General features: G+C 70.4%; 22 protein-coding genes. 6 read left to right on the plus strand and 16 right to left on the minus strand.

Translation table 11 applies throughout. From position 1 onward, the window contains the following. Positions 1-35: 35 nt before the first annotated feature. Entirely contained in the window at positions 36-434 is a 399-nt protein-coding gene (locus K7C20_RS23470; RefSeq protein WP_030088999.1) for a hypothetical protein, read from the minus strand. Between the two features lie 108 nt (positions 435-542). Between K7C20_RS23470 and K7C20_RS23475 the strand changes: the two genes are divergently transcribed. From K7C20_RS23475 to K7C20_RS23485, 3 genes are all read left to right on the plus strand, one after another. Then, positions 543-881 carry a hypothetical protein gene (locus tag K7C20_RS23475; protein WP_048830375.1) on the plus strand — a complete coding sequence of 113 codons (339 nt, stop codon included), beginning with the start codon at positions 543-545 and terminating at the stop codon, positions 879-881. Positions 882-1,157: 276 nt separating this feature from the next. Next, entirely contained in the window at positions 1,158-2,429 is a 1,272-nt protein-coding gene (locus K7C20_RS23480) for a L,D-transpeptidase (protein ID WP_078953578.1), read from the plus strand. A 325-nt stretch (positions 2,430-2,754) separates the two neighbouring features. Further along, positions 2,755-4,005, plus strand: a complete 1,251-nt coding sequence (locus K7C20_RS23485) for a DUF2786 domain-containing protein (protein ID WP_053210291.1) — start codon at positions 2,755-2,757, stop codon at positions 4,003-4,005. A 107-nt stretch (positions 4,006-4,112) separates the two neighbouring features. Here K7C20_RS23485 and K7C20_RS23490 read toward each other — a convergent pair whose 3' ends face one another. Beyond that, positions 4,113-4,754 carry a response regulator gene (locus K7C20_RS23490; RefSeq protein WP_030088993.1) on the minus strand — a complete coding sequence of 214 codons (642 nt, stop codon included), beginning with the start codon at positions 4,752-4,754 and terminating at the stop codon, positions 4,113-4,115. After that, a complete protein-coding gene (locus K7C20_RS23495) occupies positions 4,741-6,015 on the minus strand; it encodes a sensor histidine kinase (protein WP_063781315.1) in 1,275 nt (424 codons plus the stop codon). Before K7C20_RS23495 ends, K7C20_RS23490 begins: the two co-directional genes overlap by 14 nt. A gap of 284 nt (positions 6,016-6,299) precedes the next feature. On the opposite strand from K7C20_RS23495, the gene K7C20_RS23500 reads away from it, so the two are divergent. Together K7C20_RS23500 and K7C20_RS23505 are read left to right on the plus strand one after the other, a co-directional pair. After that, positions 6,300-6,851, plus strand: coding sequence for a hypothetical protein (locus K7C20_RS23500; RefSeq protein ID WP_030088987.1), 552 nt, complete (start codon positions 6,300-6,302; stop codon positions 6,849-6,851). Positions 6,852-7,298: 447 nt separating this feature from the next. Next, on the plus strand, positions 7,299-9,251 hold the full coding sequence (locus K7C20_RS23505; RefSeq protein WP_030088134.1) for a sulfatase: 1,953 nt from the start codon (positions 7,299-7,301) through the stop codon (positions 9,249-9,251). Between the two features lie 79 nt (positions 9,252-9,330). Here the strand turns inward: K7C20_RS23505 and K7C20_RS23510 are convergent, their stop codons facing one another. The 11 genes from K7C20_RS23510 to K7C20_RS23560 all read right to left on the minus strand — a co-directional run bounded on the left by K7C20_RS23510 (position 9,331) and on the right by K7C20_RS23560 (position 18,514). After that, entirely contained in the window at positions 9,331-10,248 is a 918-nt protein-coding gene (locus tag K7C20_RS23510; protein WP_030088137.1) for a phosphorothioated DNA-binding restriction endonuclease, read from the minus strand. 93 nt (positions 10,249-10,341) lie between these two features. Then, a complete protein-coding gene (locus K7C20_RS23515) occupies positions 10,342-11,133 on the minus strand; it encodes a bestrophin-like domain (protein ID WP_030088139.1) in 792 nt (263 codons plus the stop codon). Between the two features lie 453 nt (positions 11,134-11,586). After that, complete coding sequence (locus K7C20_RS23520; RefSeq protein ID WP_053209785.1) at positions 11,587-13,005, minus strand: amino acid permease; 1,419 nt, start codon at positions 13,003-13,005, stop codon at positions 11,587-11,589. A 192-nt stretch (positions 13,006-13,197) separates the two neighbouring features. After that, on the minus strand, positions 13,198-13,680 hold the full coding sequence (locus K7C20_RS23525) for a DUF1877 family protein (protein ID WP_030088143.1): 483 nt from the start codon (positions 13,678-13,680) through the stop codon (positions 13,198-13,200). A gap of 151 nt (positions 13,681-13,831) precedes the next feature. After that, positions 13,832-14,326 carry a hypothetical protein gene (locus K7C20_RS23530; protein WP_030088146.1) on the minus strand — a complete coding sequence of 165 codons (495 nt, stop codon included), beginning with the start codon at positions 14,324-14,326 and terminating at the stop codon, positions 13,832-13,834. A 170-nt stretch (positions 14,327-14,496) separates the two neighbouring features. Next, positions 14,497-14,913: a hypothetical protein gene (locus K7C20_RS23535; RefSeq protein ID WP_030088148.1), complete on the minus strand. Its 417-nt coding sequence runs from the start codon at positions 14,911-14,913 to the stop codon at positions 14,497-14,499. A 170-nt stretch (positions 14,914-15,083) separates the two neighbouring features. Further along, complete coding sequence (locus K7C20_RS23540) at positions 15,084-15,533, minus strand: hypothetical protein (protein WP_150127312.1); 450 nt, start codon at positions 15,531-15,533, stop codon at positions 15,084-15,086. A gap of 231 nt (positions 15,534-15,764) precedes the next feature. Continuing rightward, the gene (locus K7C20_RS23545) at positions 15,765-16,034 is read right to left on the minus strand and encodes a hypothetical protein (protein ID WP_030088152.1); all 270 of its coding nucleotides are present in this window, start codon (positions 16,032-16,034) and stop codon (positions 15,765-15,767) included. After that, on the minus strand, positions 16,031-16,384 hold the full coding sequence (locus K7C20_RS23550) for a DUF6247 family protein (RefSeq protein WP_030088154.1): 354 nt from the start codon (positions 16,382-16,384) through the stop codon (positions 16,031-16,033). Before K7C20_RS23550 ends, K7C20_RS23545 begins: the two co-directional genes overlap by 4 nt. A gap of 155 nt (positions 16,385-16,539) precedes the next feature. Further along, positions 16,540-17,208, minus strand: a complete 669-nt coding sequence (gene msrA, locus K7C20_RS23555) for a peptide-methionine (S)-S-oxide reductase MsrA (protein ID WP_030088156.1) — start codon at positions 17,206-17,208, stop codon at positions 16,540-16,542. 142 nt (positions 17,209-17,350) lie between these two features. Continuing rightward, positions 17,351-18,514 carry a hypothetical protein gene (locus K7C20_RS23560; RefSeq protein WP_053209783.1) on the minus strand — a complete coding sequence of 388 codons (1,164 nt, stop codon included), beginning with the start codon at positions 18,512-18,514 and terminating at the stop codon, positions 17,351-17,353. Between the two features lie 213 nt (positions 18,515-18,727). Here K7C20_RS23560 and K7C20_RS23565 point away from each other — a divergent pair, with 213 nt between their 5' ends. Further along, the gene (locus tag K7C20_RS23565) at positions 18,728-19,888 is read left to right on the plus strand and encodes a cystathionine gamma-synthase (RefSeq protein WP_053209782.1); all 1,161 of its coding nucleotides are present in this window, start codon (positions 18,728-18,730) and stop codon (positions 19,886-19,888) included. Between the two features lie 24 nt (positions 19,889-19,912). Here the strand turns inward: K7C20_RS23565 and K7C20_RS23570 are convergent, their stop codons facing one another. After that, complete coding sequence (locus K7C20_RS23570; protein ID WP_053209781.1) at positions 19,913-20,161, minus strand: hypothetical protein; 249 nt, start codon at positions 20,159-20,161, stop codon at positions 19,913-19,915. Then, positions 20,158-20,688: a sigma factor-like helix-turn-helix DNA-binding protein gene (locus K7C20_RS23575; protein WP_030088164.1), complete on the minus strand. Its 531-nt coding sequence runs from the start codon at positions 20,686-20,688 to the stop codon at positions 20,158-20,160. The genes K7C20_RS23570 and K7C20_RS23575 overlap by 4 nt, the downstream gene beginning before the upstream one ends. Positions 20,689-20,933: the final 245 nt, after the last annotated feature.

A 20,933-nucleotide genomic window follows, 5' to 3' on the forward strand; every position in this document is an offset into this window, starting at 1 on the left:
CGCGGCGGACGGGGCGCCCGGCGTCCCGTCCCGCCTCAGGCGGTCTCGTCGCGGGTGCGCCGGACGGAGTAGCTGACCAGGCCGGCGCCGAGCGCGAGACAGGCGGCGCCGCCGATCACGTACGGCGTGGTGTCCGGGCTGCCGGTGTCGGCGAGGAAGTGCGCAGGGGTGCCGGCGGAGGCGCCGTCGGCACCGGAGGCGGCGCCCGTGCCGCTGTGGTGCGGGGTGGTCGTCGTGGAACCGCCGGCGGTGTCCTGGGCCCCGCTGTCCGCCCGGTGGGCCAGGCTGCTCCCGGCCGTCGCGGACGCCGTGCGCAGGCCGGAATCTGTCGCTCCGTCAACCTCCGCGCTCGCAGTGGCGGACGGTACGAACCACAGGGCGAACAGTACCGATCCCGCGGCTGCGGCGGTCAGCAGTGGTCGTCGAGCGGTCACGGAGCGATCCCCCTTGTGGGTTCGGCGAATTGGCCGTTGACCTCAGATGTTAGTGACCGCCGCGGGTCGCGGGGAAGTCAGGACCCGTCCATGCCTAACCTCCGTGCTATGAGCAATGGTGAGACATCACGTTTTGTGCGCCTTCATGTCGAACTGATCATGGAGATCACCGACGGCGGTCAGCTGACCGGTGCGGCCCTCGACCACATCGAGGGTGACCCGTCGCTGCCCGACGAGGAGCGCAGACAGTCCCTGGAGACCGTCAAGGAGGACCCCGCGGAGGCGCTGGCCCATCTGATCGACCCGTTCGACCTCGTCACCGCGGTGCCGGGTACCGAACTCGCCCAGGCCTCCTGGAGCAGCGAGGAACTGACCGACTACGACCCGGACGCCGAGTGGGACGCGGCGGAGTGGGACCTGGCGGACGACGCGGACGGGGAGGGCTGAGCGGAAACTTCTCCCCCCGATCGCCACGGCCCCCGTACGGCTACCCGCCGTGCGGGGGCCCTTCTCGTGGCCGCCGCGACTTCGGTGCGTGACCGCTCATGACCGATGTGGGGGAATTAGTGGCCTTCCCCACACTTTGTGGACGCATGGAACGGGCGAAAAGGAAAAGGCGTTCCTATGGCGTCGGCCGGAATGCCTGCGTCCACATATGCCTGCGTTCAGTTGGCAGCTCGCTCGGGGAACTATGCGAAATCGGTAGCAATGGAGATGCGTGTGATGACGGACAGCCAGCGCCGGAAGGGGCTCATAGCCAGCGCCACGCTGCTCGGGGGCGTACTCACGCTCGCGGCGTGTGGCGGCAGCACGGCGGCCGACCAAGGCGACGGCGGTACGGACGGCACCCGGCACGAGAACACCAAACAGGTGGACGAGGCGGCCGCGAAGGACGCCTCCCAAGCCAAGATCAAGATCTTGCCGGAGGACGGTGCGACCGGCGCGGGTGTGAACAGCGACGCCCGGGTCACGGTCAGTGCCGGAAAGCTCACCGACGTCACCATGACCTCGGCCGAGTCCAAGCAGACGGTCGACGGAACCTTCTCAGCCGACGGCACCTCCTGGAAGCCGAACAATCCGCTGGAGCGCTCGGCGAAGTACAAGGTCACCGCGCATGCGAAGGACTCCAAGGGACGCACGGCGGTCGAGAACTCCAGCTTCTCCACCGTCGCCCCGGAGAACAGCTTCATCGGGAACTTCACCCCGGAGGACGGCTCGACCGTCGGCGTCGGCATGCCGGTGTCGATCAACTTCGACAAGCCGGTCAAGAACAAGCCGGCCGTCGAGTCCGCGATCAAGGTCGCTTCGAGCAGCAACCAGAAGGTCGTCGGCCACTGGTTCAATGACAAGCGGCTTGACTTCCGCCCTTCGGAGCACTGGAAGGCGCACTCCAAGGTCACCGTGAAGCTCGGCCTCGACGGCGTCGAGGCGTCGCCGGGCGTCAAGGGCATCCAGAACAAGACCATCAGCTTCAACGTCGGCCACTCGCAGGTCAGCACCGTCGACACCACGGCACACCGGATGTACGTGGTGCGGGACGGCGAGCTGATCAAGACCATCCCGATTTCGGCCGGCAGCGACGACCATGCGACTTACAACGGCGAGATGGTCATCTCCGAGCGCTTCAAGCAGACCCGGATGGACGGCTCGACCGTCGGCTTCAAGAAGAAGGACGGCAAGGGCGAGTACGACATCCCCGATGTGCCGCACGCCCAGCGCCTGTCGGACTCCGGCACCTTCATCCACGGCAACTACTGGGGCAAGGGCGTCTTCGGCAAGGCCAACACCAGCCACGGCTGCATCGGCCTGGAGGACGTCAAGGGCGCCAAGGATCCGAAGTCGGACGGCGCCTGGTTCTTCGACCACTCGCAGCTCGGCGATGTGGTGGACGTCGCCAACTCCCCTGACCAGAGCGTCAAGCCGGACAACGGCCTGAACGGCTGGAACATGGACTGGTCGCAGTGGGTGGCCGGCAGCGCGGTGCAGACGCAGTGACGCCGCGGGTCACGGCAGCACATCGCATGCAGGACTGCGTATCACTGCCTGTGACTCCCGGTGACCGCGTGGGGATGACCCCCGCGCAAGGTGACGTGACAGGCCGTGTCATGACGTGACCGCCCGCCCCATGAAGCGACGACGCCCGGTGGCGCCCGGATCAGGGCACCACCGGGCGTCGTCGCTGTGTGCGGTGCGCGCGACCGACCGCCACCGCGGGCCACGGGCGCGGGGGAGCCCTCCGTACAGTGAACGGGTGAGTGAGCGCGGGAGAAAAGGGCGCGGCGGGCCGTCGTCGCCGGCGGCCGGTGAACTGGTCGGGCAGGTGCTCGGCAGCGTCCGTTACGCGCCGGACGGTGCGCAGGCGGAGCACGCCATCGAAGCGGGCGCCTCGATGCTGGCCGCGGCCGAGGCCGGCTGGGAGGCGGTGAGCGCGGCGGTGGTCGCGGCCGCCGTGGCCGGGGTGCGGCAGTGCTGGGCGGGCGGCTGGCACCCCGCCGACCTGGAGCGGATCGTACGGCGCGAGGCGTCCCACGCCTCCCACGCCTCCCTCGTCGCCCTGGTCGTCGACGCCGTCGCGGCCGACGCGGCCCGTCCGGCGGCAGCACGGTCCGCGCGGGACACCCGCTGGGCCGAGCAGCTGCGGCACCTCGGCGCCGAGGTCTGGTGGGCCTCCGACACCGGCTACCTCGACGCACTGGCCAAACGCCGCCGCGCCTCCCGCTTCGAGACCGCGTACGACGTCCTGGCGGCGCTGCGCGTGCTCGCCCGGCTGCCCCGCGTCACCCCGCTGCCGGCCCCGCCACAGGCAGGCCGCCGGAGCGGTCCGGACGGCGCCGCCGCGTCCCGCGCCCTCGGCCGGATCCGCGGACTGCTCGCCAAGGCCGAGGCGACCGACTACCCCGAGGAGGCGGAGGCGCTGTCCGCCAAGGCACAGGAGCTGATGACGCGGCACAGCATCGACCAGGCCCTCCTCGACGGCGCGGACGGTTCGTCGGGCGGGCAGGCCGGCGGCCCGTCGGCGGTCCGGATCGGCATCGAGGGCCCGTACGAGCAGGCCAAGGCGCTGCTGCTCGACGCGGTCGCGGCCGCCAACCGCTGCCAGGCCGTCTGGGCCGCCGACGTCGGCTTCTCCACCCTGGTCGGCTTCGCACCCGACCTGGAGGCGGCCGAGATGCTCTACACCTCGCTGCTGCTCCAGGCCACCGCCGCGATGAGCCGGGCGGGCGACGACCACCACCGGGCTCTCAAGGAGCAGGGCGGTACCCCCGTCGCGCGCGGCCGCTCCCGCCGCACCCGGGACTTCCGCCAGACCTTCCTCGTCGCCTACGCCGACCGCATCCGCGACCGGCTCGGGGCGGCCACCGCAGCCGCCACGGCCGCCGCCACCGCCGAGTCCGCCCACGCGGCCCCCGACCTCCTCCCGGTCCTCGCCGCCCGCGAACTCGCCGTCGAGGAGACCACCGGCGCCCTCTTTCCCGACACCGCCCCGGTCCGCCTCCGCGGCATACGCGACGCGGACGGCTGGCACCAGGGCAGAGCGGCGGCGGACCGGGCGCGGCTGGGCGAAGGGTGATCCGCGGAGGCTTACGGGCCGGGGGCCGGGGGCCGTGGCCTGCGGGCCGAACGGCAGCGCTGCTGCACGGTCGCTGCCGCGCCGCCGCTGTGCCGACTCGCCCCGTGCTACGACAACAACCCGCGCTCCAGCGCCGTGATCACGGCCGCCGTCCGGTCCGACACCTCCAGTTTCTTGAACGCACGCAGGAGATGGGTCTTGACCGTGGCCTCGCCGATGAACAGCTCCCGGCCGATGTCGGCATTCGTCAGCCCCTGGCTGACCAGCCGCAGCACCTCGCACTCCCGGCCGGACAGCAGCGGCGCGTCCACCGCCCGCGCCCGGAACAGCTTGGGAGCCAGTGACGGGGTCAGCACGGTCGCCCCGCGCGCCGCACCGTGCACGGCATCGATCAGCTCGGCCCGCGAACTGCCCTTGAGGAGATAGCCGGCCGCGCCCGCCTCCACGGCGCGCAGGATGTCGGAGTCGTCCTCGTAGGTGGTGACGATGACCACCTTGCTGCGGGGCGACTGCCGCAGCATGTGCCCGGTGGCGGCGACCCCGTCCATCCCGCCCATCCGCAGGTCGAGCAGTACGACATCGGGCGTCAGCCGGGTCGCCAGCGTCACGGCTTCCTCGCCGGAGCCCGCCTGCCCGACGACATCGATGCCGGCATCGGATTCCAGCATGGCGCACAGGCCTTCACGTACGACGGGGTGATCGTCGGCGAGCAGCACCCGCACCGCGACCACGTCCTCAACGCTCTTCATCCGCCGCCTCCTCCAAGGGCACCTGCACCTCGACGGCAGTGCCCGCTCCCGGCTCACTCACGACGTTCATCACCCCACCGATCTCCGCCACCCGCGCCGCCATCCCCCGCAGCCCGAAGCCCCCACCGTCACCCGGGCCCTGGCCCTGGCCCTGCCCCGGCGCACCGCGCTCCGCGTCCCCCTCTGCCGTCGAGGCCGCTACCCCGTCGAACCCGTTGCCGTCATCGGCGACACGGATCCCGACCTGCCCCGCGCCGTACCGGAGCACCATGTCCACCGCGCGGGCGTCGGCGTGCTTCCGTACATTCGCCCCGGCCTCCTGCGCCGCACGCAGCAGGACGACATTGACCGCCATCGGCAGCGGCCGCTCGTCCCCCTCGACGGCGAACCGCACCAACAGCCCCGTCTCGGCGGTCAGCCCGTCGGCCTGCCGCCGCAGCGCCTGTGCCAAGGAGCTCTCCTCCAAGGAGGCGGGCGTCCGGTCGGCGACGAAGGCGCGGGCCTCGGCCAGGCTGTCCTTGGCCACCCGCCCGACCAGCGCGAGGTGTTGACGGGCGGCGGCGGGGGCCGCTTCGACTTCCGCATCCACGGCCTGCACCAGGCTGATGATGCTGGTCAGGCTCTGCGCGAGGGTGTCATGGATCTCCCGTGCGAGCCGCTCGCGTTCGGCGGAGATCCCGGCCTGGTGCGACAGCCGGGCCACCTGTTCGCGGTTCTGCCGCAGCTCTTCGATCAGTGCGGCGTGCTCCTTGTTCTGCCGTACCACCCTCTTGATCCACAGCCCGAGGAGTGCGGACAAGGCGATCCCGAGCAGCGACGCCAGCAGCACGAACAGCACGGCCGGGCCGGCGGCGCCGCCCTGGAGCCACATCATCGTCACGGGGAGGAGATTGCCGAGTACGCCGAGCACGAGGGCCGGCCTGGTCGCCAGGCTCATCATCAGCATCGGGACGACGGCGAACAGGGCGAACGAGCTCATCAGATCGGCCGCGGTGGCGACCCCGAACAGCACGAAGAGACCGACCGGGAAGACGGTGTTCCGCCGGTCGCTCTCATGACGGAGCATCAACGGCCGCCCGAGCCCGGCGTACCAGGGCACGATCAGCGTCAGCGCGCCGATGGCGATCAGGCGAGAGCCCTGCGGGGCACCGGAGGTGAACACCAGCCCCGTGGTCACCAGATAGCAGATCACGAAGTAGCTGTCCCACAGCCCGAACCAACGCACCCGCGCCTCGGGCGCGCGCCGCGCCTCACGCGTCACCGTGTCTCCCTGAATCCGAGCGGCAGCAGCCCCACGACCGGGGCGCGGTGGGCTCACCGTGCCGCCACGCCACCGCGCCACAGTCCTATCACCCTCCCCCTTCACCCTCGCCTTCCGCCTTCCGCCGCGGTGTCCACCGACCGGTGGACACCGGATCAACCGGTCGGTCGTCCCGCGACAACACCCCGCCGCCATAGCGTCGTTGACGTCCCCACCGAAGGCACCGAATATCGAATGCCGAATTCGAGTTACCGAATGCGAATTACGGAAAGGCCCGGATTTCCATGAGCCACCTGAGTCAGTTCGCCACTGCACTCATCGCCAGCGCAACAATTCTCACCATCATCCTGGCGACAGATCTGGGCCGCCGCCGCGTCACCAATATGCGTATGCTGCGCTCCGTGATCGCGGTAGCGATCATCATCGCGCTCTTCGTGCACTCCTTCCCGACCTCGGGGAACGCGCCCTCGCTCCAGCTCATCGGCCTCGGAGTGGGCGTGATCTGCGGCCTGATAGCCGGCGCCCTGCTCCCCGCCCACCGCGGCAGCGACGGCCTGATCTACACCACCGGCGGATTCGGATACGCCCTTGTCTGGATCGTCCTCTCCAGCGCCCGCGTCCTTTTCGCCTACGGTGCCGAGCACTGGTTCACCGAGGGCCTGATCCGCTTCAGCATCGAGAATCAGCTCAGCGGCCCGGACGTCTACGCAAATGCCTTTGTCTTCATGTCCCTTGCCATGGTTCTCACCCGTACCGCGGTCCTGGTGACAAAGCGCCGGCGACTTCGCCAGCTGCCCGCCGACGCGGCGGGCACGGAACAGCCGGCTGCGGCCTGACGCCCGTACTGCGCCGGCCGGAGCCACCCTGCTTCGCCCTTCGGCCACCGGAATGCGTGGCGCCGCGGGGGGGGGAGGGCGAAGGGAGGGAGGGGGGAGGGTGAGGGGAGGGCCGGGCCGATCGGGGGACGGCCTGGCCCTCCCCTCACCCGTATTCGTCCGACGCGTCGCCGTCCGACACGTCGCCGTCCGACACGTCAGCCGTCCGGCACGTCAGCCGTCCGACGTGTGGGACGGGCGTCCGTCCCACGTGTCCGTCCGGCATGCTCGTCCCACACGTCAGCCGGACATGTCCGTCTCGCCTGTCCTCCTCACACATCCGTCCCACGAGGGTGACCTGCGCGATGAACACAGGCCGCCGGTCCGCCGTACAGATAACGACGGCGCCGACCTCCCGAGTCCGGTCCGCCGTGCCACTACCGGGCCTCGCACGGAAGGACCTTCGGGTTGTCCCACTTCACGCGCTTTCGCCAGCAGCCGCAGGAGACGGAGGCAACCGCGACCGAGGACCTGCCGCCGGACAGCCCCCCGCAGCACACCCAGCACACGCCGCAGGACACGCCGGACGGCGCGGCGATGACAGCGGAACGGGACGTCGAAGACACCGGCCCGAGTGAGGACACCGCCTCGGGCGAGGACACCGCCCCGGTCGAGGACACCGCCCCGGTCGAGGCCGAGGGCACGGACGCAGGCACGGACGAAGGCACGGCCGAGGCCACGGACACAGGTACCGGCCCGGCCGGCGGCTGGCGGCAGCGGCATCCGGCCGTGGCGCGGGCAGTGGCCTGGACGACCACGGCCCTGGCCGGCGCGCTGGTGCTGGTCACCCTCCTGCTGCCGAACGATCCCGCCCGCCTCACCCCCGCCGAATTCGCCCGCATACCGGTGGAGGGGATAGCCGGCGCCGCCCTGCTCCTCCTCCTGCCCCGGACGGCGCGGCGGATGGCCGCGGTGCTCGCCGGGGCGGGGCTAGGCCTGCTGACCCTCCTCGACCTCCTCGACATCGGCTTCGACGAGGTGCTCGGCCGAGGATTCAACGTGGTGTTCGACTGGGCCCTGCTCGGCGACGGCGCCTCCTTCCTCCAGGACTCCATAGGCCGGACGGGCACGATCGGAGTCGAGATCGCGGCCGCCCTCCTCGTCCTCGCCCTGCTCGTCCTCCCCGCACTGGCGGTCCTCCGGCTCAGCAACCTCATGGCCCGGCACGGCGCCAGGGCGACCGGCACCACCCTCGTACTCGGCACCGCCTGGGTCATCACCTCGGCGCTCGGCGTGCAGATCGCCGGCGCGCCGGTCGCCTCCCGCAGTACCTCCGACCTCGTCCAGGCCCGCGTGGACGGCGTCAACGCGACCCTGAAGGACGAGCAGACGTTCGCCAAGGAAGCCGCGAGCGACCCCTACCACCACACCCCGGGAAGCCGTCTGCTGACCGGACTGCGCGGCAAGGACGTCATCTTCACCTTCATCGAGAGCTACGGCCGCAGCGCGGTCCAGGACCCGCTGATGGCACCGGGGGTCGACGCGGTGCTGGCGAAAGGGACCAAGCGACTGCGGGCCGCCGGCTACTCCGCCCGCAGCGGATGGCTCACCTCGGCGACGTACGGCGGCAGCAGCTGGCTGGGCCACTCCACCTTCCTGTCCGGCCTGTGGATCGACAACCAGCAGCGCTACCGCACGGTCACCGCGGGCGATCATCTGACCCTCACCAGCGCCTTCAAGCGCACCGGCGCCTGGCGCACCGTCGGCATCATGCCCGGCGTCACCAAGAGCTGGCCGGAGGGCACGTTCTACGGCCTCGACCACGTCTACGACTCCCGGGAACTCGGCTACAAGGGCCCCAAGTTCAGCTGGTCGACCATGCCCGACCAGTACAGCCTCGCCGCCTTCGAGCGCCTGGAGCACGGCAAACCGCACGACAAGCCGCTGATGTCCGAGATCATCCTGACCTCCAGCCACAACCCCTGGGCCCCCCTCCCCAGGACGATCGGCTGGGACAAGGTCGGCGACGGCTCCGTCTACAACGGCATCGAGAAGGCCGGCAAGCACCCCGTCGACGTATGGCAGCAGACCGACAAGGTGCGCACCGAGTACGGCAAGTCCATCCAGTACTCCCTGAACAGCCTCATCTCGTACGTGGAGAAGTACGGCAACAAGAACACCGTGCTCGTCTTCCTCGGCGACCACCAGCCCGTCGCGAAGGTCTCCGGCGACCACGCCAGCAGGGACGTCCCGGTCGCGATCGTCGCCCACGACCCCGACGTCCTGAAACGGATCTCCGACTGGCGCTGGACACCCGGCCTCAACCCCGGCCACAAGGCCCCGGTCTGGCGCATGGACGCCTTCCGCAACCGCTTCCTGTCCGCCTACGGCTCTCGTCCCGGGCCGGCACCGTCCCGGTAGCCGGCCGCCCCCCCACACCACCGCCCGGCGACGACGACGGATGCCGTCCTGCCGACGAAGGAGGCCGTCCTGCCGCACCTCAGACCTGCTCCCGTACGGCGTGCTCCGCTATGCGGGGTTGGCCGCGGAACACCTGCGCGGTGTGCCACATGACGTACGCGGGGGCGACCCGCGCACTGCCGTTCTGCGGCCCGATGAGCGCTCGGCCGGTCAGGTCGAGCACGTGATGGCGCGCCGCCGGGCTCTGACCGACGAACTCCCGGGAAACCGTGATCCGTCGGCCGGAATCCAGCCCCAGCACCCCGCGGTCGAACAGCTTGTGATGCAGGGAGCACAGGCACAGACAGTTCGCGAGGTCGTCCGGCCCCTGGAAGGCCCACCACTGGACATGGGCGGCCTCCAGCCCGACCGGCACCCGGCCGATCGATCCGTCGAAGCCGCAGAAGGCACACCGGTACTCGTACGCGATCAGCACGTTCCTGCGCAGCTCGGCCGCCCGCCGACGCGCCGGTGCCTGCCCGGAGGAGGCCCTCGCCCCGTCCGTCTGGTCGAGGTCGAGCCCCACGGCAGCGGCGATGTCCGGGTGGATCGACGGCGGGAAGTGCTTGTCCAGCAGCAACTGGGCCAGCTGCCCGAGCAGCGTCCCGTCTTCGGCGAGTGCGGCCCGCAGCCCCGGGACCAACTGCCCCCGCGCCCCGCTCTCCCGCAGCCCACGCACCCCCGTGCCCGGACTGGCGGCCCCGCTGTCGGTGCGCACTTCCCACACCCCGTCACTGACGAGATGGTGGAAGGGATACGAGGGCGACGTCCGGTGCGTGGGACCGTAATCCTGTAGCAGCTCGCTCAGGTCGTGCTCGATCTCCGAATAGCGCATCGACTGGCGCGGGTTCCGCTGAAACCGCCCCAACGCATAGAGCATGAGCAGCGGTTTGTGCGGCGCCCGCGCTCCGTTCTGTGCCCACTGCCGCAGATTCCCCACCCGCTCGATCCAGTCCATGACAGGTGACTTTAGGGACGGGGCCGATGGCTTCAGGACGGGCGCCGGCTTCAGGGCAGGCGCCCGGACGACGTCAGCCTGCCCGCTGCCCGCCTACCGAGCCGACGACAGGACCTCGACCACCGTGTTCAGCGGCTCCGACGACGTGGCGAACTCGCCGAGGAAGGGATAGGACAGTTCCGTGACGAGGAACAGGTTGGCGGCAACGAGGACGCTCACCGCCCCGACCATCCCGTAGCGCATCCGGGCCTGCTCGGAGCCGTAGACGACGGAGAACCCGAGGACCAGTCCACTGGTCAGCAGGATCACCATCCACAAGGACAGGGGCGGGCCGAGGTTGCTGCGGGCCGCCAGCAGCCGTTGCGTACGGGCGAGGTTCACATCCCTCAGGGACGCGAGCGAGCTGGTGAGGAAGGCTCGTTGGGTGTCGTTGCGGGGCGTGATGTTCTCGTACGTGCGGTGCAGGCGGTTCAGCGCGTTCTCGGCCTCGGGCGTGGTGAGACCGGTCGAGGCGCGGGGCCACTCGGCCGCCGCCGCGCGTCCGTACTCCAGCAGGCTCTGCCGGATCCGTGCGCTCTCGGCCTTGCCGAACACCTCGCGGCTCCCGGCCATCTGCACCGCCCCGGCGCCCTCGGCCCGCGTCGTCTGGTCGGCCGAGTTCACCTGGCCCCAGAGCGCGAGGACGATGAAGCCGATGAGGAACCCGTAGACCACAGCGATAACGGGGAACACGAACTGTGCGACCTCGTTCTGCCCGCCCTGCTTGAGGCGGGGGAAACGGTGCCGGACGAACGCCTGGACGGCCGCCGTCCCGCCGACGACCACGACGACGAGCCCTGCCAGCAGCAACCAGGAAGGGAGGTTGACCACGATCCAACGGCTCACTGCTCCACGCTCCTGACGTACCCCGCACCCCCGCCACCACCGGCGCGGTGGCCAACGAAAGCGCCGGGCAGCGGACACGCCCTCTTCGTCTCTTCGGCGGGAGACGACGGCGGGGGAGCGGTATCCGCGCCTCAGGGGAGCGGTTTCCGCCCGTCAGGGGAGCAGCATCCGGGCGGCGCAGGGTCGGCAAACGTCCGGCACGGGCTGGTGAGGTGCGTGCACGGCGGGCCTCCTCCGCGGGCGTCCTCCGCATCGCCCGCAAGGCCCTCGAGTCCGCGCGGTCCGCGTAGCCCTCACAAGCCCTCGCGGCCTATACAGCGGCTCGGCTGCCGCGTCGCTTGGAGGGGTGGCCGCCGGCTCAGGGAGGTGAGGTCAGCTCAGGGAGGTGAGGTCAGCTCAGGCGGTGACGTCGGGCTCAGGCGGTGACGTCGGGCTCAGGCGGTGACGTCGGGCTCAGGCAGTGACGTCGGCTCGCCGGTCGTCGCGGCGCTGCTTGAGATGGCCTGCGCCGGCCAGCGCCGCCACCACGACGGCGGTGCCGGCGAGCTGCTGACGGCCGTCCGCGTTGGCGGCCATGACGGCGAAGACGCCGAGGATGGCGGCGAACGCGAGCCAGGTCAGGTAGGGGAAGCCCCACATCCGTACGGAGAGCAGCTCGGGTGCCTCGCGCTCCAGACGGCGGCGCATCTTCAGCTGGGTGAGGCAGACGATGGACCAGACGACCAGCACCGAGCAGCCCGCGATGTTCAGCAGCCAGGCGAACACGGTGGTCGGCCAGACGATCCCGGCGATGACGGCCGCGAAGCCGAAGACGCAGGACGCCAGGACCGCCGCAGCCGGTACGCCCCTGGTGACCTTGCCCAGGAAACGCGGGCCCTGGCCCCGGTTGACGAGGGAGTACGCCATGCGCGACGAGCCGTAGATGTTGGCGTTCATGGCGGAGAGCAGTGCCACCAGCACCACGATCTGCATGATCGTGCCGGCGGCCGGGATGCCGAGCCTGTCGAGCACGGTGACGTACGGGCCGGCCGAGGCGACCTTCGGGTCGTTCCACGGCACCAGGGTGACGACCACGGCCATCGAGCCGATGTAGAAAACGGCGATGCGCCAGACGGCAGTACGGACGGCACGGGCCACGTTCCGGCTCGGCTGGTCGGACTCGGCCGCCGCGATGGTGACGGTCTCCAGCCCGGCGAACCCGGAAATGGTGGTCAGCAGCCCCGCGGCAAGGCCGGCTGCGCCGGTCGGGAAGAAGCCGCCGTGGCCGGTGAGATGGCTCGTGCCGGGGGCGCTGCCGAACACCCCGAGAATGCCGAGCACGCCCAGCACCAGAAAGGCGACGATCATGGTGACCTTGATGGCGGAGAACCAGAACTCGAACTCGCCGAAGTTCTTGACCGCGGTCAGATTGCTGGCGCAGAAGAACACCATGAAGATCGCCACCCAGCCATAGGCGGGGATGAACGACACCCAGGTGTGCATGATCGTGCCCGCCGCGGTCGCCTCGGCAGCCACACCGGCGCAGAGCATCAGCCAGTACATCCAGCCCGAGGTGGTACCTGCCCAGGACCCGATCTCCTCCTCGGCATGCACCGAGAACGAGCCGGTGGAGGGCCGGGCCGCGGACATCTCACCGAGCATCCGCATGATCAGCATGACCAGCGCGCCGGTACCCATGAAGAGGAGCACGATGGCCGGCCCGGCCGCGGCGATCCCGACCCCGGAGCCCACGAAGAGCCCCGCGCCGATGACCCCGCCGAGCGCGATCATCGACAGATGGCGCTGTTTGAGGCCGTGCGACAACACGGGCTCGCCGCCGTTCTGTACGGCCTGCTGGGAGCCCTGGGGGGACCGGGTGGGTGTCCGACTCATGGTCGTGCCTGTTCATTGATCGAGACGTTCGGAGAGCCTCAAGAGTGTGGGGGGACGTGTTGCGCGTACGAGGTGAACGCCCACTATGCGGACCATTCGCTTACACGTGGTGAACGCCCTGACACGCAGTGGGCTTCCGAGGTGACGCCTGCCTCACATCGGAAATTTCAACTGCCCGCCCGGTCACACCGGTCAGAAATTGAATTCCCGCATCGCCGCAGAGCCCGCGGCCGCGGCAGTGGTGAAGAAGTGCCGCAGGGTGACGAAGGCCCCCTCCAGATAGCCGAGACCGTTCCCGTCCCGGTCCCAGTAGCCGTGCCCGGGATAGACGTCCTCCTCCAGCATCTGTTCCGGGTCGTAGTGCCCGGCCAGGTCCTCCCAGGCCGCCTTCCGCAGCTCCGCCGCCACGTGCGCGACGGATTCGACGTCCCAGCCGGTGTAGATGCCCTGCTCGTCGATGGTGGATCCGCCGTCCAGAATCATCACCGGAACCTCTGCGGCATCGAAGAGGTACTGAAGTCCGGCCCAGTCCCTCCCCAGGAACCCGACGAGGCCGTCGTCTACCTCGCCTTCCTCACTGCGTTCGACGACCAACTCGTCCGCCCAGTCAGGATCCTGCTCCGCCCGCTCCAGCTCCGCCGCCGTCACCCGCACGAACTGTATGTCCTGCCCCATGAAATTTCCCCCCTGAAATCCACTGCATTCCACTGCATTCCGCTGAATTCCGCGCAACCGCTCCCGCCGCCGGTGACGTTCAGCCGACCAAGACGTACACGGAGCCGCCGAAGCCGCGCAGCACGGCGAGCGTTACGACCGCGGCGAGTGCTCACCGCCGCCGCACCAACTGTGAGCCGTCTATGAAGAGATCGGAACGCGCTGCGATGTGCAGGGCGTTCAGCGCCTCGATGACGAGCATGCTCAACTCCGGTCGCCGGTCGACAGCTTCCTGCGCAGGCCCGCGCGCGCACTTCAACAGGTCCCAAGTGCGCTGGTTGACCGTGTTGGCCGCCTCGATAGCCGCATCGTTGCTCAGTAGGACGAGCCCCTCGAAGAGGAGAGACCGCCTCGCCTCTGCCGCATCCATCTCGGCAAGCGCCTCCGCCGGACTCTCGCCTCGCTCGCCGGCCTCAACGGCTCGCCTCGCCGTCCGCACCTCTTCCTTGATGCACGACGTGTACTCGATGTAAGTGTCCAGCTTCCGCTCGTCCCATCGTGTGGCCAACGTCCGCCGGAACTTGGCACGTTCGGCCATGCTGGTGGCGAAGAAGGACGTGAGGGCGCCCACCAGGACGCCAATGAGAGTGATGATCTGGCTGGCCATACGGATCAAGCTAACGGCTCCAGAAGACACGCAGGCATCCCGCTGCCGCCCCAGCCCTCATGCACTACCGAACGCTGCTCGGGGTACCGGATTCGAGTTTCGGACTCACGAAACCACCCTGAAAGTAGGGTGGTTCGCTGTTGGCCCTGTCGAGCGCTCTTTCGTGGTGGTCAGTGGATGACCACGCCGGGAACGAGGGCGACCAGCCCGGAGACGAAGCTGCCGATTCCCGCGAGGGTGACGATGGTGGCCTTGCCGTCCGAGAACAGTCCTGAGCAGAAGGCCCGGATTTGGCGGCGGACGAACAGCATCTTGAGCTTCTGCCAGCGGTGTTGCCGGATGTGGCAGCCCAGGAGGAGCCCTGATGCGTTGTTGCGGCAGCCGTCCTCGCGGCCCCTCACCGGAGCACCGCATGTTACTGGTGCCTGGAATGCGCACCAGAGCAGGACGACGGCTGATAGTGCGATCACCACTGCTGGCCCTGCTGCCTTGTTGACCCAGGCCGCGATCAGTAGGGCGCCGGCCAGGACTCCCCACCACTGCCCCAAGCCGCCAAGGTTGCTGCTTCTTGCCCCCGAATTCGTCATGCCTTGAATCGTGGCGATCTGCGGGCCGGGGCATGCTTCGGGTGCGTCTCCTGGCCGAAATGGATCTCAGGACGGCCGAGAGTCGGTGGCCGACGCAACGCGTGGCATGACGCCGTCCGGGAGGGGCTGAAAGCTCCGTGTGGCCCACTTCCCGCGGCGGGGCAGCCGGGCTACTCCGCACCTCGTTCGTCCGGCAGAAGGCGGCCACGCAGATCCCGGGCGGGGCGCTTCCTGTGCACGTCTTCTCCTGGGCCGGGCTGATGCGACTGCCAGTTGAAGGCGAAGCGGTTGGCGGCACGGTCGAACGAGATGCCGACGGCGACTTCGGGGATGCTGAACTCTCTCTGCGACCCGTCGATGATCGCTCCGGCCAGCCCCTCCGCCTGGAACTCGGTTTCGGGGAACAACACGCGATGCACCGTGACCAGCGTGTGCCGGTCTCGGGGCTGCGCTGCCTCGATCGCCTCTGCTGCAAGGCTCAATCCGTGCCGCAGCCAGCCGGCTTCATCCGGGGTGAGGCGCAGCCCTGAGTGGTCGGTGGGGGGATGTTCGAGGACAGGCGTGGCGTCCAGCCAGGTCCGGTTGCTGATCCGCTCGGCGCTGCGCGGGGGAGCTGCCACCGACGCCGCCCCTGCCGTGAGGTCGATGGCGATGCCCCCGGCGGGGCCGAGCACTCGGTAAACGGCCGTGCGCATCAGCTGTCAGTCATCCCTCGGCGCCCTCTACGTCAGTCGTCAGTCGTCCGTCGGAGCCGGTGCCACCCCCACCGGGCAGCTCACGCCCGTCCCTACGGGTCTCGCGTGCCAAGTAGCCCCAGGCGCCAGGCGCGCAAGATGCTTCAGCGGTGACGGCTACAGCGCGTCGAACGGTGGCATGATGCGGACGATGGTGATCAGCAGGGCGCGCGGCGCCACGAGGAAGTAGAACCAGCCGCCGGCGGCGTCCATGCGGCGCAGACCTCCCGGTCGGGGGCCGTTGCCGAAATCGCTGACGTCGATGCCCGTACTTGCAAGGTCTACGAGCTGGCCGGCCAGACGTTCCACTTCCGCCACGTGACCGGGGATGCCGCCTGCCACATGGTCGTGGTCGGGGTCGTACTCCCAGCGCCAGTCAGCGCTCACCGGGCCGGTAGGCCGATGGCGGAGTGGGCTTCGTCCAGGATCCGACCGATCTCGGAGGCGGCCTGCCGTGCCTGAGCCGCGTCGCCCGATTCGGCAGCGTTCTCCCACCGACGGAGGTCCGCTGCCGCGTCCGGCCGACGCTGGATGTGGACATAGGCGGCCCACTGGGCGATGAACCGCTGGAGCGGTGCCAGGTCGGAGCCCTGCCGGGACTGGTCGGCCGCTTGGTCCAACTCCCGTGTGAAGGCTGGCAGCGCCGCGGGCGCGATCTGACTGATGGCCTGCCGCAGTGCAGCGACCGTGGCAGGGGGCTGGGGAATGAGTGGCTGCCCAGCGGCGGAGGTGGTCATGGCTGCTCCCATGGGCGTGATTCTGATCCCGTGCGTCAGCCTATCCGGCACAAGTGCTCTGCCTCCGCTCGAACGAGTGAGGCAGAGGCAGTGTGGCTACCCGCGCCTGGACCGGCTTGGCGGGAGCACCCCTACCTGGGCTGACGGCCCCGAAGTCAGTCCCCGGCCGGTGCCACCCCCACCGGGCAGCTCACGCCCGTCCCGCCGATGCCGCAGTACCCCGCCGGGTTCTTGTCGAGGTACTGCTGGTGGTACCCCTCTGCCGGGTAGAAGGGGCGGGTGCCGTCGGCGGGGAGGATTTCGGTGGTGATGTCGGCGTAGCCGGAGTTTCGGAGGACGGTGCGGTAGGCGTCGCGGGAGGCTTCGGCGGCCTGTTGCTGGGCGGGGGAGTGGGTGTAGATGGCGGAGCGGTACTGGGTGCCGACGTCGTTGCCCTGGCGGAAGCCCTGGGTCGGGTCGTGCGACTCCCAGAAGAGCTTCAGCAGGGCCGTGTACGGGATCACGGCGGGGTCGTAGACGACGCGGACGGCCTCGGTGTGGCCGGTGTGGCCGCTGCACACCTCTTCGTAGGTGGGGTGGGGGGTGTGGCCGCCCTGGTAGCCGACGAGGGTGGTCCAAACGCCCTTGGCCTGCCAGAACTTCCGCTCGGCGCCCCAGAAGCAGCCCAGGCCGAAGTCGGCGATCTCCAGGCCGTCCGGGTACGGGCCGAGCAGCGGGTTGCCGAGGACGGTGTGCCGGTCGGGGACGGCGAAGGGCCGCTCGGGGCGGCCTTCGAGCGCTTCGTCCGGCGTGGGGAGGTGGGTCTTGAAGCGGGAGAAGAGCATCCGGATCAGGCTCCTGGGGCTGGGGCGAGCGACGTGGCACCGACGTGGCACGCAGTGTCCTTGTGCGCTCAACGCTGGCGGGGCGGGGGGTATTCCGGCCACGGCCCCGGCGGTGCGTAAGGAGCGTTTCCGGCCGGGGCGGCTACTGCCCGGCCGGCGGAAAGCCGGCCGAACTGCCGCCGCCGAGCTGTTCCCAGCCCGCGATGGCCAGGGCGCGGTAGGCGGCGTACTCGGCGGCGGGGCTGCGGCCGTATGACCAGGGGACGGCGCCGACATGGCCGTCGACCTGGCGGAGCTGCTCCATGGCCTCCGGGTAGCGCTCGGCACGGACCAGGAACCAGACCAGGAGATGGCGGACGTGCGGGGCCATGGGGTGGTCGGCGGGGGCCTCGCGGAGGGCGAAGTGGGCGCCTTCTATGGCGCGCTCGACGACCGCGCTCTGGTAGAGGCTGCGGACCATGTTGGCCTCGGGGAGGTGCTCGTAGACCGCGAAGAGGGGGAGGGCCGGGAGGAGGGTCTTGGCGGGGGCGGCGGCCGCCGCGCGCTCGGCGAAGGCCTCGGCCTCCTGGCGGGAGCCGTGCCACTTCTGCGACCAGTACGGAAGCGCGGCGAGATGCGCGCCCATGTGCTGCGGAGCGCGCTGGGCGACCTTGGACCACAGCTCTTCGTAGTCGGCGGGGCGGTCGCCCAGGCCGCGGGCGACGGCCAGCTCCGTGATGTACGGGATCGGGCTGCCGGGCGCCAGCAGGGCCGCCTCCCGGCAGACCGTACGGGCCTCTTCGAGGATCATGCGGAAGTCCTCCGAGCCCGGGTCGCGCAGCGCCTGGACGACGAGGAACTGGGCGTGCGTCTGAGCGCCGCCGGGGTCCTTGGGGGCCTCCGAGCGCCAGGTGCGCAGCCAGATCCCGCCGGTCCGCCCGCCGTCGCCGTATCCCGGCGCCGTACCGCGCCGCTGCTGCTCCGTCGCCTCTTCCGCGGCCAGCTCGAACGCGGCGGCGCCGGCCAGCGTCTGCACCCGCTGCCAGCGGCGTTCCCAGTCGTCGCCGGTGGACTTCAGCAGTGCGGCGGCCGGACGCCAGTCGTGCGTGCGGCGCATCTCGGCGAGCGCCTCGGCGAGTTCCTGGTCCGGGCCGGGCAGCCGTACGTCGAGCTCCTCCAGCGGTACGAAGCCGTAGCCGGCCATCGGGTCGGAGGCCACCACCATGCCCTGCCGGGTGTGCTGCCCCGCCCGCCGGCGCCGCATCCAGGGCAGGAAGACGAAGCCGCCGAGCGTGAGCGCGGCGAGAAGAACCAGCAGAGCGTCCATGTGGGGTGTCCTGTACCTGTAACGGCTGCCTGTAACGGTGCGGGTCGAAGGCGTGGCGGGAAGAGGAGGAGTGGGGTGGGAGGAGGGGGTGGGTGACGGGCGGCGGATGGGGTGCGCGGGGAACCTGTGTGTGGTCCCTCGTATGTATCCACTATCCAGCCAACCAGAAAGTTCCGAAAAGTTCGGTCGCGCGGCCGACTACCCTCGGCAGACATGAGCGATCAGCGCGAACCACGCCATCAGCATTTTGAAACCGTTGCCATCCACGCAGGTCAGGAGCCCGACGAGGCCACCGGCGCGGTGGTACCGCCCATCTATCAGGTATCCACTTACAAGCAGGACGGGGTGGGCGGGCTCCGCGGCGGCTACGAGTACAGCCGCAGCGCCAACCCGACCCGTACCGCCCTGGAGGAGAACCTCGCGGCGCTCGACGGCGGCCGCCGCGGCCTCGCCTTCGCCTCCGGCCTCGCCGCCGAGGACTGCCTGCTGCGCACCCTGCTGACCCCCGGCGACCATGTCGTCATCCCCAATGACGCCTACGGCGGAACGTTCCGTCTCATCTCGAAGGTCGTCGAGCGCTGGGGTGTGGAATGGTCGGTGGCCGACACCTCCGACCCGAAGGCCGTACGCGACGCGCTGCGGCCCCGTACGAAGGCGATCTGGGTGGAGACGCCCAGCAACCCGCTGCTCGGCATCAGCGACATCTCGGCGCTGGCCGGTGTCGCGCATGACGCCGGGATCAAGCTCGTTGTCGACAACACCTTCGCCAGCCCCTACCTTCAGCAGCCGCTCGCTCTCGGCGCGGACGTGGTGGTCTACTCCACGACCAAGTACATGGGCGGGCATTCGGATGTGGTCGGCGGCGCTCTTGTCGTCAACGACGACGCCCTCGGCGAGGAACTCGCCTACCACCAGAACGCGATGGGGGCGGTCGCCGGACCGTTCGACGCCTGGCTGGTGATGCGCGGCATCAAGACGCTCGCCGTACGCATGGACCGGCACAGCGCCAACGCGGCACGCATCGCGGACCTGCTCACCTCCCACAACAAGGTGACCCGCGTCTTCTACCCGGGGCTGGCCGAGCACCAGGGCCACGAGATCGCCGCCAAGCAGATGCGGTCCTTCGGCGGCATGGTGTCGTTCCAGGTCGCGGGCGGCGAGCAGGCGGCGGTGGAGGTCTGCAACCGGACCAAGCTGTTCACCCTCGGTGAGTCGCTGGGCGGCGTCGAGTCGCTGATCGAGCACCCGGGGCTGATGACGCACGCCTCGACGGCCGGTTCGCTGCTGGAGGTCCCCAACGACCTCGTGCGCCTCTCGGTCGGCATCGAGTCCGTCGACGACCTGCTGGCGGACCTCGCGCAGGCGCTGGGCTGACGGACCGGTCGCCGGCCCTGCCGTTCACCACCCCTCCGCGGGAGGGGTGGTGTGGGCCGGCGGCGGCAGCCAGGGGTGCTGCACGGCCGCCCAGGCCAGCGCCGCCAGGGCGAGCAGCGCCAGCAGCCAGCCGAGGCGGCGCACCAGCTTGCGGTGCGCCACGAGACGGCGGCCGCGGGCGGTGGCCCGTTCGGCGAGATCGGGCGGGACGAGCGGGTGCGGCCCGGCCAGCATCTGCCGTACCTCGGCCTCCTTGCGGTCGGGGAGGCTCATGGGGCCGCCGGTTTGGGCGCGGAGTCCTGGGCCGGGCCGGATCCCGTCTCCGGCACCGGGCGGTGTGCCGCGGGGGGCTCCGGCCCGGGGCGGCGGCTGCGCATCTCCGCGATCGCGCGCAGGCACAGTGCGTGCACCCGCTCGGCGGGCAGGCCGAGTTGGGCCGCGGTCTGCTCCTCGGCCACGCCCTCGTACAGCCGTAGGACGAGAACCAGACGCTCCTGCGGGGACAGCCGGTCCAGAAGCCCGCCGCGCGGCCGGCGGTGGCGCCAGGCGGTGCGCGCGAAGTGGGCGGCCATCTCCCGGCGGGTGCGCTCGTATGGATCGTCGCCGCGCAGCCGGTCCCAGACGGCGTACGTCCGCGAGAGCGCGCAGGTCAGCAACTCTTCGGCGGCCGGAGCGGGCCGGGAAGCGGGCTCGCCGGTCAGCAGGGTGGCGGTGTGCAGCAGCCGGCCCGCCGCGCCCGCCACGAACAGCGCGAACTCCCGGGCGTGGCGGCGCTCCTGCGCCGGTCGCCGCTCTCGCACCGCGCCTCCCGGATGACGGACACCCGACCCTGGGCTCCTAATAGCACGGCAGCGCGGCCACCCGGTCAAGAGCTGTGACAGGGGCGGCAGTCCGCGGGGTGCGGGAGAGGCGGGACGGGTACGGCGGCCCGTGTGCCCGGGGCCGGAGGCGCGGTGGCAGGCATGCGGTGGCGGCACGACGGGTGTGGTGGCCCGTCTGCCTGCGGTCGTCCCGTGTCCGTCGGTCTGCGGTCGTCCTGTGTCGG

Source organism: Streptomyces decoyicus, assembly GCF_019880305.1.
GTDB classification, from domain to species: Bacteria; Actinomycetota; Actinomycetes; order Streptomycetales; family Streptomycetaceae; genus Streptomyces; species Streptomyces decoyicus.

Excerpts from the sequence above, each read along its gene's own strand:
- K7C20_RS23535 (WP_030088148.1), bottom strand. The coding sequence starts at position 14,913 with ATGACGAATTCGGGGGCAAGAAGCAGCAACCTTGGCGGCTTGGGGCAG.
- K7C20_RS23570 (WP_053209781.1), bottom strand. The coding sequence starts at position 20,161 with ATGAGCCTCCCCGACCGCAAGGAGGCCGAGGTACGGCAGATGCTGGCC.
- K7C20_RS23530 (WP_030088146.1), bottom strand. The coding sequence starts at position 14,326 with ATGGCCAGCCAGATCATCACTCTCATTGGCGTCCTGGTGGGCGCCCTC.
- K7C20_RS23475 (WP_048830375.1), top strand. The coding sequence starts at position 543 with ATGAGCAATGGTGAGACATCACGTTTTGTGCGCCTTCATGTCGAACTG.
- K7C20_RS23560 (WP_053209783.1), bottom strand. The coding sequence starts at position 18,514 with ATGGACGCTCTGCTGGTTCTTCTCGCCGCGCTCACGCTCGGCGGCTTC.
- K7C20_RS23565 (WP_053209782.1), top strand. The coding sequence starts at position 18,728 with ATGAGCGATCAGCGCGAACCACGCCATCAGCATTTTGAAACCGTTGCC.
- K7C20_RS23525 (WP_030088143.1), bottom strand. The coding sequence starts at position 13,680 with ATGGGGCAGGACATACAGTTCGTGCGGGTGACGGCGGCGGAGCTGGAG.
- K7C20_RS23550 (WP_030088154.1), bottom strand. The coding sequence starts at position 16,384 with ATGACCACCTCCGCCGCTGGGCAGCCACTCATTCCCCAGCCCCCTGCC.
- K7C20_RS23490 (WP_030088993.1), bottom strand. The coding sequence starts at position 4,754 with ATGAAGAGCGTTGAGGACGTGGTCGCGGTGCGGGTGCTGCTCGCCGAC.
- K7C20_RS23500 (WP_030088987.1), top strand. The coding sequence starts at position 6,300 with ATGAGCCACCTGAGTCAGTTCGCCACTGCACTCATCGCCAGCGCAACA.
- K7C20_RS23480 (WP_078953578.1), top strand. The coding sequence starts at position 1,158 with ATGACGGACAGCCAGCGCCGGAAGGGGCTCATAGCCAGCGCCACGCTG.
- K7C20_RS23510 (WP_030088137.1), bottom strand. The coding sequence starts at position 10,248 with ATGGACTGGATCGAGCGGGTGGGGAATCTGCGGCAGTGGGCACAGAAC.
- K7C20_RS23520 (WP_053209785.1), bottom strand. The coding sequence starts at position 13,005 with ATGAGTCGGACACCCACCCGGTCCCCCCAGGGCTCCCAGCAGGCCGTA.
- msrA (WP_030088156.1), bottom strand. The coding sequence starts at position 17,208 with ATGCTCTTCTCCCGCTTCAAGACCCACCTCCCCACGCCGGACGAAGCG.